The sequence below is a fragment of the Roseinatronobacter thiooxidans genome, from assembly GCF_001870675.1.
Taxonomy (GTDB): Bacteria; Pseudomonadota; Alphaproteobacteria; order Rhodobacterales; family Rhodobacteraceae; genus Roseinatronobacter; species Roseinatronobacter thiooxidans.
Window position 1 is genome coordinate 1 of sequence record NZ_MEHT01000004.1, and the last position, 14,459, is coordinate 14,459.

Annotated in this window: 13 protein-coding genes and 1 tRNA gene; 4 read left to right on the plus strand and 10 right to left on the minus strand. The window is 61.2% G+C overall.

The genetic code is table 11. The features are described 5' to 3' along the window. From BG455_RS17415 to BG455_RS17230, 4 genes are all read left to right on the plus strand, one after another. Window positions 1–201, plus strand: a 201-nt coding sequence (locus tag BG455_RS17415; RefSeq protein ID WP_218147527.1) for a transposase, incomplete at its 5' end; no start/stop codon positions are given. Window positions 202–307: 106 nt separating this feature from the next. Next, window positions 308–631, plus strand: coding sequence for an ArsR/SmtB family transcription factor (locus BG455_RS01900; protein WP_071468277.1), 324 nt, complete (start codon window positions 308–310; stop codon window positions 629–631). A 10-nt stretch (window positions 632–641) separates the two neighbouring features. Then, window positions 642–1,661, plus strand: coding sequence for an ACR3 family arsenite efflux transporter (gene arsB, locus BG455_RS01905; protein ID WP_071468278.1), 1,020 nt, complete (start codon window positions 642–644; stop codon window positions 1,659–1,661). A 33-nt stretch (window positions 1,662–1,694) separates the two neighbouring features. After that, window positions 1,695–2,216, plus strand: a complete 522-nt coding sequence (locus tag BG455_RS17230) for an NAD(P)H-dependent oxidoreductase (protein WP_071468279.1) — start codon at window positions 1,695–1,697, stop codon at window positions 2,214–2,216. A gap of 341 nt (window positions 2,217–2,557) precedes the next feature. Here the strand turns inward: BG455_RS17230 and BG455_RS01915 are convergent, their stop codons facing one another. The 10 genes from BG455_RS01915 to BG455_RS01960 all read right to left on the minus strand — a co-directional run bounded on the left by BG455_RS01915 (window position 2,558) and on the right by BG455_RS01960 (window position 14,395). Continuing rightward, window positions 2,558–3,019: a hypothetical protein gene (locus tag BG455_RS01915; RefSeq protein ID WP_143079863.1), complete on the minus strand. Its 462-nt coding sequence runs from the start codon at window positions 3,017–3,019 to the stop codon at window positions 2,558–2,560. Window positions 3,020–3,296: 277 nt separating this feature from the next. Next, window positions 3,297–3,728, minus strand: coding sequence for a Flp family type IVb pilin (locus BG455_RS01920; RefSeq protein ID WP_071468281.1), 432 nt, complete (start codon window positions 3,726–3,728; stop codon window positions 3,297–3,299). Window positions 3,729–3,845: 117 nt separating this feature from the next. Further along, window positions 3,846–5,156, minus strand: a complete 1,311-nt coding sequence (locus BG455_RS01925; protein WP_071468282.1) for an HlyD family type I secretion periplasmic adaptor subunit — start codon at window positions 5,154–5,156, stop codon at window positions 3,846–3,848. Then, a complete protein-coding gene (locus BG455_RS01930; RefSeq protein WP_084386085.1) occupies window positions 5,140–7,308 on the minus strand; it encodes a type I secretion system permease/ATPase in 2,169 nt (722 codons plus the stop codon). Before BG455_RS01930 ends, BG455_RS01925 begins: the two co-directional genes overlap by 17 nt. After that, window positions 7,305–8,678 carry a TolC family protein gene (locus BG455_RS01935; RefSeq protein WP_071468283.1) on the minus strand — a complete coding sequence of 458 codons (1,374 nt, stop codon included), beginning with the start codon at window positions 8,676–8,678 and terminating at the stop codon, window positions 7,305–7,307. The genes BG455_RS01930 and BG455_RS01935 overlap by 4 nt, the downstream gene beginning before the upstream one ends. A 381-nt stretch (window positions 8,679–9,059) precedes the next feature. Then, window positions 9,060–9,134 (minus strand) — tRNA-Glu (locus tag BG455_RS01940). Between the two features lie 88 nt (window positions 9,135–9,222). Further along, complete coding sequence (recJ, locus tag BG455_RS01945) at window positions 9,223–10,983, minus strand: single-stranded-DNA-specific exonuclease RecJ (RefSeq protein WP_071468284.1); 1,761 nt, start codon at window positions 10,981–10,983, stop codon at window positions 9,223–9,225. Between the two features lie 158 nt (window positions 10,984–11,141). After that, on the minus strand, window positions 11,142–12,104 hold the full coding sequence (gene glpX, locus BG455_RS01950) for a class II fructose-bisphosphatase (protein ID WP_071468285.1): 963 nt from the start codon (window positions 12,102–12,104) through the stop codon (window positions 11,142–11,144). Between the two features lie 114 nt (window positions 12,105–12,218). Continuing rightward, a complete protein-coding gene (locus tag BG455_RS01955; protein ID WP_071468286.1) occupies window positions 12,219–13,505 on the minus strand; it encodes a homoserine dehydrogenase in 1,287 nt (428 codons plus the stop codon). Window positions 13,506–13,594: 89 nt separating this feature from the next. Next, entirely contained in the window at window positions 13,595–14,395 is an 801-nt protein-coding gene (locus tag BG455_RS01960; RefSeq protein ID WP_071468328.1) for a TlpA disulfide reductase family protein, read from the minus strand. Window positions 14,396–14,459: the final 64 nt, after the last annotated feature.

The following is a 14,459-nucleotide window of genomic DNA, read 5'->3' on the forward strand; positions in this document are numbered from 1 at the left end:
AGCGCCCATGTCCTGATAACCTTCAAAAATCCCATGTCGATCACTCCATATGCTCCCAGCTGGTTCAAGCCGGAGCAAGGTTGCACATGGGTCAATTCTCAGTGGCCATCAACAATCAGGGTCAAAAGTGCCCTGAGGTGGTTGAAGCGCAGGGACAGGTTGAAGATCCTGGTGTGGGGCGGCACCGGGATGGTGCTGTGAGTCGCTCCGGTTTTATCTTAAGAGCTTATACGGAGGTTCTTTGCGATGCATATATCGATGAACGTCGGTAGACGAAATCAATTCTGTAAGCTGCGGATTTAGCCTCATGAGCGAGATTGATGACGAACTGCTTGCTGCGCTTGCCAAGGCGCTAGGGCATCCGGCGAGGTTGAAGATCCTGATGCTGCTGGCGCGCACGCCCGGCTGCATCGGGGGGGACATCGTGCAAGCAGTGGGACTGGCGCAACCGACTGTGTCAGAGCATCTGCGCATCCTCAAAACTGCGGGTGTGATCGAGGGGCAGATCGACCCGCCGCGCGTCTGTTATGCGCTTGCCCCCGATGCGCTCGCGCATCTCGCGGCGACGATTGCCGCGCTAGAGGCAGCATCTGCAAATCCGTCCTGCTGTGTCACCCCTGCCTATAGCTGAAAGCCCGCTTATGTCTGTCTTTGAACGCTATCTGTCGGTCTGGGTTGCCTCAAGCATCATTACAGGAATCGTATTGGCCACGCTGATGCCCGGCCTGTTTGGCTGGCTTGCGGCGTTGGAATACGCCTCGGTCAATCTGGTTGTTGCCGTGCTTATCTGGGCAATGGTCTATCCGATGATGGTAGCGGTCGATTTCTCTAGCCTCAAACGTGTGGGCGAACGGCCAAAAGGGTTGGTCATCACTGTAACCGTGAACTGGCTGATCAAGCCCTTCACCATGGCGGCCATTGGGGTGCTGTTCTTCCAATATGTTTTTGCCGATCTGATCGACCCTGCGGATGCAGGCCAGTATATCGCCGGGCTGATCTTGCTGGGGGCAGCACCCTGCACGGCGATGGTGTTCGTCTGGTCGCATCTGACCAAGGGCGATCCGAATTACACGCTGGTGCAAGTCTCGCTCAATGACGTTATCATGGTCTTTGCTTTCGCCCCCATCGTCGCCCTTCTGCTGGGCGTGACGGAACTCAGCGTGCCGTGGGAAACGCTGATGCTGTCGGTGGTGCTCTATGTCGTGTTGCCATTGGCCGTGGGCGCATGGACCCGGGCGCGGCTGGTTGCAAGGGCTGGAGAGGTGGCTGTGTCCGAGTTTACCGCACGCATCAAGCCCGCATCCATGTTGGGTCTGTTGCTGACCGTGGTGTTATTGTTTGGCTTTCAAGGCAATGTGATCCTGAACAACCCGTTCCTGATCCTGCTGCTGGCAACGCCTATTTTGATCCAGTCCTATGGCATCTTCGCAATTGCCTATGCATGGGCGTGGAAATGGAATGTCCCGCATAATGTGGCCGCGCCTTGCGCACTGATCGGCACTTCGAATTTCTTCGAACTCGCCGTGGCTGTGGCTATCGGGCTGTTTGGCCTGAACTCGGGCGCAGCGCTGGTGACAGTTGTTGGTGTGCTGGTCGAAGTGCCGGTGATGCTGTCGCTTGTCTGGTTTGCAAATCGCACAAGGCAAAGATTTCCAGCCTGAACTGGACCAACCCTACACAGAAAGCCATGCAATATGCACACAGACCCCCATGACACACCGCAAATCACCGAAAAATACTTCGCTCCCATCGACCGTGACCGGCTGCTGCGCCCAGAAATCAGTGCGCACGCGCCGCGCATCCTGATCTTGTATGGGTCATTGCGCGAACGCTCTTTCAGTCGCCTCGCCGCCGAAGAGGCCGGGCGCATCCTGTTGCGCCTGGGAGCAGAAGTGCGCATCTCCGGGCGTTCGAGTTTTTTCGGCGGGGCACTGACCTTGGTTGTCTCGGATACCCTCAAATCCGCTGTTGTTTGCGCCTGCTTCCATGAACCGGCCGTGAACCGCAGCTACACCGAACTTGCCCAGCATGATGGCACAGCAATTCTTCCAGCGCGGCCCTATAAACCGAAAGCTAAATCTCGCGCGGAGGGAGGGGTCCTTCTGGTTCAGAGATGGATTGTCGCGAAGTTGCGCAATCAGGCTTTCTTCTCACTGGAGGAGCTGAATGCTGCGATCCGCGAGACGCTGTTACAGCTTAAAGCTTTTCGACTTTAACCTGATAAATATCCGGCAGCGTGAAGGTAGTTCCAACACTGTTGTGGGCTGAACATGTCACAGACATCGTCGCGGGCTTTGGACAAATCGCTTGAGCTTCGGGCGCCGATTTTGCGCAGTTTGCGAATGCGTACTCAATCGGGTTCAGGTCTGCTAAATATGGCGGCAGGTCGAGGAACCAGCTCCGGCAACGCCAGACGACCTAAACCGGGATTTCGGCGTCACTCAGGCAAGTGATGTTGGCACAAATCAGATTTGCGGGCCACATCCACAACCCGAACCCCGGGGCTGAACCCTCCATCCAATCGACACGGCCCGCCTATACCAAAAGCGGCACACAGTCAGGATGCAGCGTCGACTGCTGCGATCAGTTCAGCGGCGCTTGGCTGGTTGGGATTGGGGGTAAGGCCGCGTTCTTTGGCGACAATCTCGCTGATGTAGCGGCGTTCGGCCCAGAACCGGGCTGTATCCAGATCACCTTCGGCCAGCGCATTCAGAGAGTTCCGCGATTGCCCACCCGCAGCGGCAAGCAATTCGTCATCAGTGCGGTCACGAAAGAGCGCAAGGGCATTTCTCTGTGCCACGGGCACATGTCGCAAGAATTCGAAGCCATCCATAACGAAAATGCCATCCGAAACCCGCCCAGAGCTGAGCGCCGCGCCAATCGCGTCGCCCACGCTGGAGGTGCCAGTGCGCACAGCCGCAACACTTGTCAGGCCCAAGCCCACCAAAGCGGCTGTCAACACCACCCAGTCAACTGTCACAGCACCATCCTCGGCCTGCAGAAAATACGATAAGGACATTTTTGTTACCAAACCTGTGATCCCTCCAAATGCTGTTTTCTGACTCATAATCGTGGTGAAACTCTGGCGCGACCAAGGTTTCAGACGCGCGGCACCCAAAGCGAACATGACGCGCGGTCTGGATGCGACGTTGGCCCGATCAAGCGCTACGACTCTGGAAAGCCCGAGATGGAAGCCTGTCTGCGTTCACGCATGACAATTTCGCTTTTGCAGCGGTATTTTATCCAGAATCGCGGTGTTGTGGTGTTGCCTATGGGCCGCGCCGCGCTCTTGGGCATCAGTTCCAACAGGCCATAGTATGCAGTTGGTCACAGCGCGTTGCACCTTCAGGTGCCTCAAGCGTCAACCCGCGCTTTGCCAATTCCTCCAGCCCGATCTGCTGTTGCATGGCGATGCTGTTATCACTGAATACTCCCCTTTTTTCTTCCCACCAATACCAGTGCATTCTCAAGCGGTTGTCCCCGAATCCTGCAACTTGCAAACGCACGTTTTCAGCATGCGCAACAAGATCTACATCAAGGGTCCAAGGATGCGGCATCGTGTAATTCATAAGGCTCGCGCCAATAGCGTCGCCCACGCTGGAGGTGCCAGTGCGCACAGCCGCAACACTTGTCAGGCCCATGCCCACCAGAGCGGCTGTCAACACCACCCAATCAACTGTCACAGCGCCATCCTCAGCGCGCAGAAAATATGACAAGGACATCTTCATTGCGAAACCTGTGATCTCTCCAAATGCTCTATCTCTGGCGGGTAATCTTGGTGAAACTATGGCGAAAACAGGGCTTTGGCCGCATGGATTCAGGTGGTATGCGCAGATAATGACAGGTCATTCCCGAAAGGCGCGATCCTTGACGCGGACAACTGGTGTCGTCAGGTATTCAAGCACCGATTTGCGGCCGGACAGCATGTCGATTTCTGTCACCATGCCCGGCATCACCTCGACCACCACCCCATCACGGTCGAGGAAGTTATCTTCCGTGCGGACATGAACAACAAAGAATTCTTCCGGATCACGTTCGGACCTTGTCACAGCATCAGCCCCGATGCGGGTAATCTCGCCATTCAGGCTGCCATAGCGCGAGAAGTCATAGGCGGTGACCTTCACCTTCACCGGCTGGCCGGGATAGACAAAGGCAATATCGGCAGGGCGCACATAGGCTTCGACCAGAAGCGTGTCATCCAGCGGCACAATCTCGATCAGGTCTTCGCCGGGCCGCGCAAGGCTGCCAAGGGTAGAGCGGTGAATGCGGTTCACCACCCCGCGCATGGGCGCGCGGATGGCGGCGCGGTCTGCGCGGTCGCGCAATGCAGGCAGGCTGGGTTCCAATGCCGCCAGTTCCGCTGTGGCAAGGGCCAGATCAGACAGGGCAGCGGCACGCCCGCGCGCGCGCAGGGCGCGGATCTGGTCATCAATCTCGTCCAGCCCCGCTTGCAGGCGCGCGATGCTGGCGCGTGCGCGGGTTTCGCGGCCACGCCACTCGGACTCGCGGCGGCGCATTTCCAGCAATGTGGTTTCCGGCTCGACCCGGCGGCGCACAAGCGGTTCCATCATGGCCCGTTCTTCCGACAGAATGACCAGCGTTTCGCGCGCGGTTTCCAGATCGACCTGCCCTTCGGCAAATTGTTCCTGCCGTTGGTTGCGCTGGCGTTCCAGAATGTTGATTTCTGAGGCGAGTTCGTCCTGTCGGGCATGATACAGCGCCGTTTCAGAACGCACGACCGCAGGGGCCTGTGCGATCAACACATCCGAAAAGGCCAGATCGACGCGGTCAATCTCTGCCTGCAACCGCTCGATCCGGGCCATCAGCCCATAGGCGCGTTGCTGTTCCTGATCCAGCTGGCTGGACAGTTGCGTCCCGTCCAGCTCCATCAGGATATGCCCCTCTTCGACAATGTCGCCTTCCGAGACATGCAGCGCTTGCAGCACCCCCGGTTCGGTGGCCTGAATAAGCTGCAAATCGCGCGAGGGGACGATGCGCCCTTCGGCGCGGGTGACATCATCAATCTCGGTGCGCGCGGCCCAGACGCCGGCTGACAGGAAGAACAGCAAGATCACCGCCAGCAACAGGCTGCCGCGCCAGCTTTGGCGGCCCTGCATTTCGCGCGCAAGGCTGTCGAGATCATGTCTGCGTGCCATCTGCCCCCCCTTTTACACCACCACGCGACAGTATCGCTTTCGGCCCGTCCGCCGCCACGCGGCCCTGATCAATCACGATCACGCGGTCCACCAGTTCCAACAGGCTGGTGCGGTGGGTGACGATCACCAAGGTGCGGTCTGCCATCTCGGTTTTCAGCCGCGCAATCACGCCCGCTTCATTTTGCACATCCATGCTCGATGTCGGCTCGTCCATCAGCATGATCGGGCGCCGCCCCAGCAGCGCGCGCGCCAGCGTGATCGCCTGTTTCTGGCCCCCCGACAGCCCTTCGCCGCGTTCGGCCAGCATCATGTCATAGCCCGAGGGGTGGCGGCGCACAAAATCCTCGACGCCCGCGATGCGCGCGGCCTCGATAATCTCGTGGTCGCGCGCCTGCATTGCCCCGATGGCGATATTCTCGCGCACCGTGCCCGAAAACAGCCAGATATCTTGCAGCACAGATCCCATATTGCGCCGCAGATCGCCCGGATCGATCTGGCGGATATCGACGCCATCCACCAGAACCGCCCCTTCGCGGGGCTGGTACAGCCCCAGCATCAGCCGCGCGACAGTGCTTTTGCCAGAGCCGATCCGGCCCAGAATAGCAACTTTCTCGCCCGGTTTGATGGTGAAAGAGATATCGCGCAGCGCGTCCACTGTCTGGTCGGGATAGGCGAAAGACACCCCGTCAAACTTGATCTCGCCATCCAGTTTTGGGCGCGAGATCCAGCCCTTGCCCTCTGGTCGCTCGCTCTCGGCCTTCATCAGCGCATCCAGACTGCGATAAGAGGTGCGCGCCTGATTGAACCGCGTCAGCGTCTGCGCAAGCTGCGCCAGCGGGGCCAATGTGCGCCCTGTCAGGATCACGCCTGCAATCAGCGCGCCCATGCTGACCTCGCCCGCTGTGATCAGGAACACACCGTAGAACACGATCATCACCTGCGCGGCCTGCTGGGCAAAGGCAGTGGCGTTGATGGCAAATTGCGTCACAGCGCGGCTTTTCAAACCGTGATCAGACTGGCGCGCTATCGCGTCTTCCCAGCGCGCGCGCATCTGGCGTTGTGCGCCTGCGGCCTTGATGGTTTCCAGCCCTGACAGGGTTTCCACCAGAACCCCCTGCTTGGACTGCCCGTCTGCAAAGCTTTTCTCGGCCAGACGCGCCAGAACCGGCTGCACCGCGATGCCCACAATCAGCACAAAGGGCACCGCCAGCGCAGGCACAATCGCCAATGGCCCGCCGATCAGATAGATCACCCCGATGAACAGCAGGATGAACGGCAGGTCCACCACAGCCACCAATGTGGCCGAGGTGAAGAAATCGCGCAAAGTTTCAAACTCGCGCAGGGTGCTGGCCAGCGCGCCAGTGGAACCTTTGCGCGCGCGCATCTGCAAATCCAGAATCTGGTCGAAAATCCGCCGCCCCATGACCAGATCAGCCCGCTGGCCCGCGCGGTCGATAAAGCCCGCGCGCAAGGATTTGATCAGGAAATCGAACATCAGCGCAATACCCACCCCCACGGTCAAGGCAATCAGCGATTCGATCGCTTCATTCGGCAAGACACGGTCATACACCACCATGATGAACAAAGACGTGGACAGGCTAAGGAAGTTCGCCAGCACGGCGGCCAGCAAAACCTGACTATAGGCCCAACGGTTTTCCGCCAGTGTGGACCAGAACCAATGCCCCTGCCGCCCGGTCGCATTCAGCGCAATATCTTCACGATGCTCGGCCCGCATCAGCAGCGCGAAACCGGTATAGGCCGCATCCAGCTTCTCGCGGGCAATCACCCCCACCCCCTGCCCCAAGGCAGGGTCAAAAAGGGCCAGCCGCTCATCTGCCAGCACATCTTCCAGCACCACGGCGCGATCCTCATCCAGTATCAGGATGGCAGGCGTCAGGCTGGTGTCAAAATCCTTCAACGCGCGCCTGCCAAAACCGGCTTGCAGGCCCGCGCGTTCTGCGGCGGTGATGACATCGCGCAGCGTCACACTGCCCTTTGCCCCCGATTGCGCGGCCTGCAATGCCGCCAATGTCATGGGCCTGTCCAGACTGGCCGCGACATGCAGCGCGCAAGCTTCCAGCGCGGTCATATCATCAGGCTCAGTCCCGGTTGGCGCCGTTGCATAGGGTTCTATGTCGCGCTGCTCGTTCATGCGCCATCCCCGGTTATTGCCGGAACAGGCGCATCATCGGTCGGACTTGGCAGCGAGATTGCAAACGCATCCAGAATATCGCCCGTCAGCGCCAGCGCGGCATAGCCTGACAGCGCAACTTCGCGCTCGGCTGCGATCAGCGTCTCATTCGCTTCAAACAGATCGCGTTGCGCGTCCAGCAAGCCCAGAAGCGAGCGCCGCCCAATCGAGAATTCTTCGCGCGACGCATCGACCGTGGCGCGGTTGGCGGTTACGGCCTCGCGCGCTGCGGCAACACGCGCGGCCCCTGCCCGCTGGTCAGAGCGCAAATCGGCGAGCGCGCGCGCAATGTCACGCGCCAGCCCCTCACGCTCGGCGCGCACAGCATCCAGCTGCGCTTCGGCGGCGCGAATGCGCGCTTGCTGGCTGCCCGGCGCACCGGGATCATACACCACATCCAGATTTGCACTGCTTGTGCCGCGCTGCGCTCTGCCTTCAACCTGTAATTGTGGGAACCGCTGTGATCTGGCGACAGCGACATCGGCCTTTGCAGCAGCAATTCGCGCCTCCATGCCCAGAATTCGCGGGCTGGTGACGATCAACTCTTCATCCGAGGCGCGCGGCAGATTCGGCGCGCGGGGCGGTTCCGGCAATGCAGGGCCGGGGCGCTGGCCGAAACTGGCACCAAAGCCTGCCTCGGCACGCTCGACCCGCGCATCCGCTTCAGCCGCACGCGCCCGTGCCGTGGCCAGACGCGCCCGCGCGGTCAACACATCGGACCCCGCGCCCGCGCCTGCATCCGCGCGCTCTTGCACCTGCGTCAGAACAGTCTGATGCGCGCGGACATTTTCCCCCGCAATGCGCGCACGCTCGCGCGCGGCGCGCAGATCATACCACGCAGCGACCGAGTCCAGCGTCAGCGCTGCCGCCAGTTCCTGCCGCCCGCCGCGCTGCTCGAACACCCGCGCCTGTGCCGCGACCTGTTTGCTGGCCGATTCCCCGCCGTCAAACACAAGCTGCATGACCTGCAAGACAGGGCTGATGCTGTTGCCGCTGACTGTTCCGTTTACAATCGATCCCAAGGTCGCGCCCAAAGAAAACCTTGGGTAAAAACCGCGCCCCTCTGCCTCGGCGCGGGCTTGCGCGGCGCGCACGCCCGCACTGGAAGAGGCCAGTTGCGGATGGCTTTCAACCGCCTGCATCACTTGCCGGCCAAATGCGCTGCGCGCAACATCCGCCGACACACGCGCAGCCCGCATATCGGGCGGCGCATCAAAGCTGGCGCGAATCTCGTCCAGATCGGGTTTCGGGGCGCAACCGCTTAGCAACGCCACCCCCAGCAGCACCATTACAGCCTTGTGCGGCACGATAAACCCGGTGGCGGTGGTCATCTTTGACCCGGAAAGCCTTGAAAACATGCCCAGCTCAACCTTTATCTCAAATTCGTATCGCAAAATAATTTAACGTGAACGCTGTGTGGCCCCGCACTGAACACAACCAGCGACGATACCAGAGAATCTCTTTCAACTTCAGAAATAGTCCTAGTCCATTTTGCGCAACAGCGCCACGCCTACTGGTAAAAATCTCGGACAGAGACGGGTTTTCCACTGCGGCGGGGGTTTCACGCGTGCGCCCGTGTCGGAATTTTGTCCGAAATATAGACCAAAAACAGCTGAAGGGCACCCCTGCAAGGACGCACCTGACGCTATGAAGGCACTTTCTGAAACGCGCGAAAGATTAGCGCCCGTAGCAGCTGACGTCTGAAGGAAAACTGGCAGCCCGTAGGGGAATCGAACCCCTCTTTCCAGGTTGAAAACCTGGCGTCCTAACCGATAGACGAACGGGCCAGCTAGATTGAGAGCTACTTATTTAAAGCCACCAACCAGCGCAAGAGGGTATGCGCGCTTTTTTGCAATCGATCGCAGGATTATTGACCTAGACCGCCGGGACCGCTGCATCATCCAGCCGCAACTGCACGCTGCGGCGCCCACCCCACTGGTTTATCTCGACTTTGCCAGCAAGATGCAGGCGCTTGCCTTGGGCGGCCGCAATCACAGGCCCCAACTCTGATTCGTATGCCCCGAAGGCCACAGCCTCCAGCATATTGCTTTGCCCATCTCCGAAGCGCAGCCGCAGATGCGTCTCGCCCATGCGCCGGATGGAATGTATCCGCATGTCAGGGAATGCGAAGCGCGGCGCGGGGGCTGAAGCCCCGAAGGGGCCAGCCGCCTCGATCTGCTCGATCAGCGCGACCGTCACGGCGCCGGGCATCAGCACATTGTCGATGCGCAGCTCGCGTGCGGCCCCTGCGGCCCCTGCCCCCTGCTGCGCCAGCAACTCGCCCAGCCGCGCCATTGCTTCATCGATCTGCGCGCGCGCCACTGTCAGGCCCGCGGCCATCTTATGGCCGCCCCCTTTCAGCAACAGCCCTTCGCGCACCAGCCTTTGCACTGCAGCGCCAAGATCGACCCCCGCAACCGAACGGCCCGAGCCTTTGCCCTCGTCTCCCTCCAGCGCGATCACGACAGAGGGCCGCGATGTGGCCTCTTTCAGCCGTGCCGCCGCAATGCCAATCACACCGGGGTGCCAGCCTTCGCCTGCGGCCCATGCCAGCGCGCCCTCGGTGCCGCGCGATTCGGCTTGGGCAAGCGCCTGTGCGCGCACGAAGGCTTCAATCTCGCGGCGTTCGGCATTCAGCAGCTCCAACCGCTCGGCCAGCGCCCCGGCCTGTGCGGGGTCATCGCAGGACAACAACCGCGCCCCCAGATCGGCGGCCCCGATGCGCCCGCCCGCATTCACTCTTGGGCCAAGCACAAAGCCCAGGTGATAGGCCGTTGGCGCTGCCTCCAGCCGCGCAACATCGGCAAGCGCGCGCAGACCGACCCGATTGCGCGTGGCCATCACCCGCAAGCCCTGCCGCACAAAGGCCCTGTTCACCCCGATCAAGGGGGCGACATCCGCGACAGTCGCCAGCGCGACAAGATCCAGCAGCGACATCAGATCAGGCCCTGCGACATGGCGCATGCGCAGCTGGCGGTTGGCTTCGACCAGCAACAGAAACACAACACCCGCCGCGCAAAGATGGCCCAGATCACCGCTTTCATCCTGCCGGTTCGGGTTCACAACGGCCAGCGCGGGCGGCAAGGTCTCTGCGCCCAGATGGTGGTCGATCACCACAACATCCGCGCCTTTTGCAGCTGCAATCGGCTCATGGCTGACGGTGCCACAATCGACACATACAATCAGATCATGGCTTTGCGCCAGCATCGCCATCGCGGCTGAATTCGGGCCGTAGCCTTCGTCGATCCGGTCAGGAATATACAGTGTCGCCTCGCGCCCAAGCGCGCGCAACCAGCAGATCAGCAGCGCCGCCGATGCGCCCCCGTCCACATCGTAATCCGCAAAGATTGCAATCTTCTCGCGCCCATCCACCGCAGCCAGAACGCGCAAGGCGGCCATCTCCATGTCGCGCAAGCCACGCGGGTCGGGCAGCAGATCGCGCAGCGAAGGCGCAAGGTAGCTTTCTGCCCCCTCTGACGCCACGCCTGCACGCGCCAGAATCGTGCAGACCGCGCGCGGCAGGCCGGTTTGCTGCGCCATTGCATCTGTCAAACGTTCCTGCATGGGGTCAGGCCCGCGCCAGCGCCGCCCCAGAACCGAGTGTTCAACCCCCAGAAACGCGGTTTCACTGTGCATCCGACATGCCCCATCCCATCACCAGTGCTGCACGGCACGCCACAGGCGCAAGGCTGCCTGCCGCGCGCACTCATCCAGCATTTTCTTGCCTTAAATACTCAAAAAGGCAGGCCGCAAGCGCTGTGGCAGGATATTTTCTGCGCAAAGCCCCCCAGCACTTACAAGGGTGTGCGGTAGCTCATGCGGCGCACGGACCCGGTTTTGGACCGCATCAACAGCGTATCTGTCGTCACCCAGCCCGGCTCGGTCTTGATTCCCCGCACGATCGACCCGTCCGTGACCCCGGTTGCCGCGAAGATCACATCACCCGTGATCATCTCGTCGCGGGTATACACCTTGTCGAGGTCTTCAATACCTGCGCGCCTTGCACGGGCAATCTCGTCATCATTGCGAAATACCAGACGGCCATAAATCTGGCCACCCATGCATTTCAGGGCCGCCGCTGCCAGCACACCTTCTGGCGCGCCGCCCGAGCCCATATACATGTCGATGCCTGTAAGCTCTGTCTCTGCGCAATGGATCACGCCCGCCACATCCCCATCCATGATCAGCCGGATCGCCGCCCCGGTCGAGCGCAGGTCCGTGATCATCGCGTCATGGCGCGGACGTTCCAGCACACAGACAGAAATATCCGACGGATCACAGCCTTTCGCCTTGGCCAATGCGCGCACGCGCTCGGATGGGGTCATGTCCATTGTCACTGTGTCAGGTGCAAAGCCCGGACCGATGGCCAGCTTGTCCATATAGACGTCAGGCGCATGCAGCATGGTGCCGCGCGGGGCCATCGCGATGACGGTCAGCGCGTTGGGGAAATCCTTGGCGGTCAGCGTGGTGCCTTCCAGCGGGTCCAGCGCGATGTCAACCTCGGGGCCGTTTCCATTGCCCACCTCTTCGCCGATATACAGCATCGGGGCCTCATCGCGCTCGCCCTCGCCGATCACCACGCGCCCTTTGATGTCCAGCAGGTTCAGCTGGTTGCGCATTGCATCCACGGCCGCCTGATCGGCGGCTTTCTCGTCGCCCCGCCCCACCAACTTGGCCGAGGCCAGCGCGGCCGCCTCGGAGACGCGGGCAAGGCCAAGTGACAGCATACGGTCGTGAAATTCAGGTTGTGTGGTCATGGAACTATTCCCTCGGGTAATGATTTCCATCACGTCTAGCGGGTTGCAGGCACAGGACACAAGCCATTAGCGAACCGGCAGCGCTAACGGCGCGATCTGCGCGGCAGATGGGACTCAGTCTTCTTCAATCGCAAGGGCAACGGGTTCGCCCACCACAACGCCTGTTTTCATCGACAGGTCCACAGCATGGTCAATCGCATCTCGGGTGGTTTTATGGGTGATAATCAGCACAGGCGCGCGCGTGTCCTGATGGCCGTATTGGCGCATCCGGTTGATCGAAACGCCCGCATTGCCCAGGGCTTCGGCCACTTTGGCCAAAGCGCCGGGCTTGTCCATCAGGCCCATACGCAGATACCACGGCTTCGACCCCATTGCCTTGGCCGATACGGCCACGTCCAGCGTTGCCGCAGGTTGGCCGAAAACCGGCATGTGAAAGCCGCGCGCAATGTCGATCACATCGCCGATCACGGCGCTGGCGGTTGGCCCCTCGCCCGCACCGGGGCCACGCAGGATGATCTGGTCAACCGCGTCGCCCTCGATCACGATCATATTCGTGCCGCCTTTCAGCTGCCCCAGCGGGCTGTCAGCCGGCACAAGGCAGGGCGTCATCGACTGCTCCAGCCCGCGCCCTGTCATCTGCGCCACGCCCAACAGCTTGATGCGCAGTCCCAGATCAGCAGCGGCGCGAATATCCTCGATCGAGATGCGCTGGATGCCTTCCAGTGCAATGGCGTCGAAATCGGGCCGGACACCAAAGGCGATGGCCGAGAGCAGGGTTAGCTTATGCGCCGCATCAATCCCGCCCACATCCAGTGTGGGGTCCGCTTCAAGATAGCCCAGCTGGTTGGCTTCCTCGAACACTGTATCATAGGGCAGGCCCGCATCTTCCATCCGCGTCAGAATATAGTTGCAGGTGCCGTTCATCACACCCTTGATGCGGGTGATCCGGTTGCCTGCTAGCCCTTCTGCCAGCGATTTGATAACCGGAATCCCCCCCGCGACCGCCGCTTCATAGCGCAAGGACACGCCCTGCGCCTCGGCGGCTTCGGCCAGGGCCTGCCCGTGAATTGCCAAAAGCGCCTTATTGGCGCTGACAACATGCTTGCCCGCTGCGATTGCGGCTTCGGTCAGGGCTTTAGCGGGGCCATTCTCGCCGCCCATCAACTCGACCACCACATCAATATCGGGGCGGCGCGCAAGGGCGACAGGGTCATCTTCCCATGCATAGCCAGAAATATCGACCCCGCGGTTGCGGGTGCGAGAGCGCGCGCAGACCGCCACAATCTCGACCGCGCGGCCTGCGCGGCGCGCCAGCAGATCGCCATTGGTTTGCACAATCTTGATCAATCCGGTGCCAACAGTGCCAAGCCCTGCAATTCCAAGGCGCAAAGGGGTGGTCATGGCAAAGGCTCCGTCTGTGAACTGGGTGTTGGCGCTCTGTTAGCGGCTTGAGGGCTGGCTTGCAATGCGGCCTGTCGGCTGCGCGGGCCTCAGCGTGTCAGCGCGGTGATTTCGCGCAACAGGACAGCGCGCGAAATCTCGCCCACATGCACATGGGCCAGCATGCCATCCGCCCCCAGAAACAGCGTCACCGGCAGGCCGATCGTGCCGTAATGGCGCGCCAATGCACCTGCGGGGTCAAGCGCCATATGGGTTGGGCTTATGCCCGCATTGTTCAGATGCGCGGCAACAGTTGACAGCGCCTCGCCCTGACTGGCCAACAGAAAGGTCACACCCCTGGTCTGTGCCGCCACATCGGCCAGCATCGGCAATTCGCGGCGGCAGGGCGGGCACCATGTCGCCCATAGGTTAATCACCATGGGCTGCAATGGCGCATCCGCAAAGGCGAATTCGGCCCCCGAGACCATCGCCAATGTCAGATCAGGCGCAGCAGTTTCGGGACGCGCGCCTATATCCAGCGTCAAAGCGAACCACAGCACACCACCCACCCACAGCGCCCCGAACGCAGGCACGAAGGACAAACCACGCTGCCACGCAACAGCCGTCACCACCCCCACACCCAACGCCGCCCCCAGCGGTGAGAACCCGCCTTGCCATATGGCGACAACCAGCCACGGCTCTGCCAGAAAAACTTGGGGGAATTGCACAACATGGCCCAGCCGCGCGCCGATGAACCCCCACAGAACCGCCTGCCCTGCCCAAGTGCCAATCGCGGGCTGGCGCGAGACGCGCGCGATCACTTCGGCCACCAGCACAAAGGCCAGCACGCTGACAATCGCTGCAAAACGGTCCCAGCCCAGAACGAGCGGGCCAAGTTGAATGGCGTTCATATGCCCCCCTGACGCGGTGGCCCGCTTATCGCTGGCGCGCGCGCCCATGTCCAGAGTGCGGCCT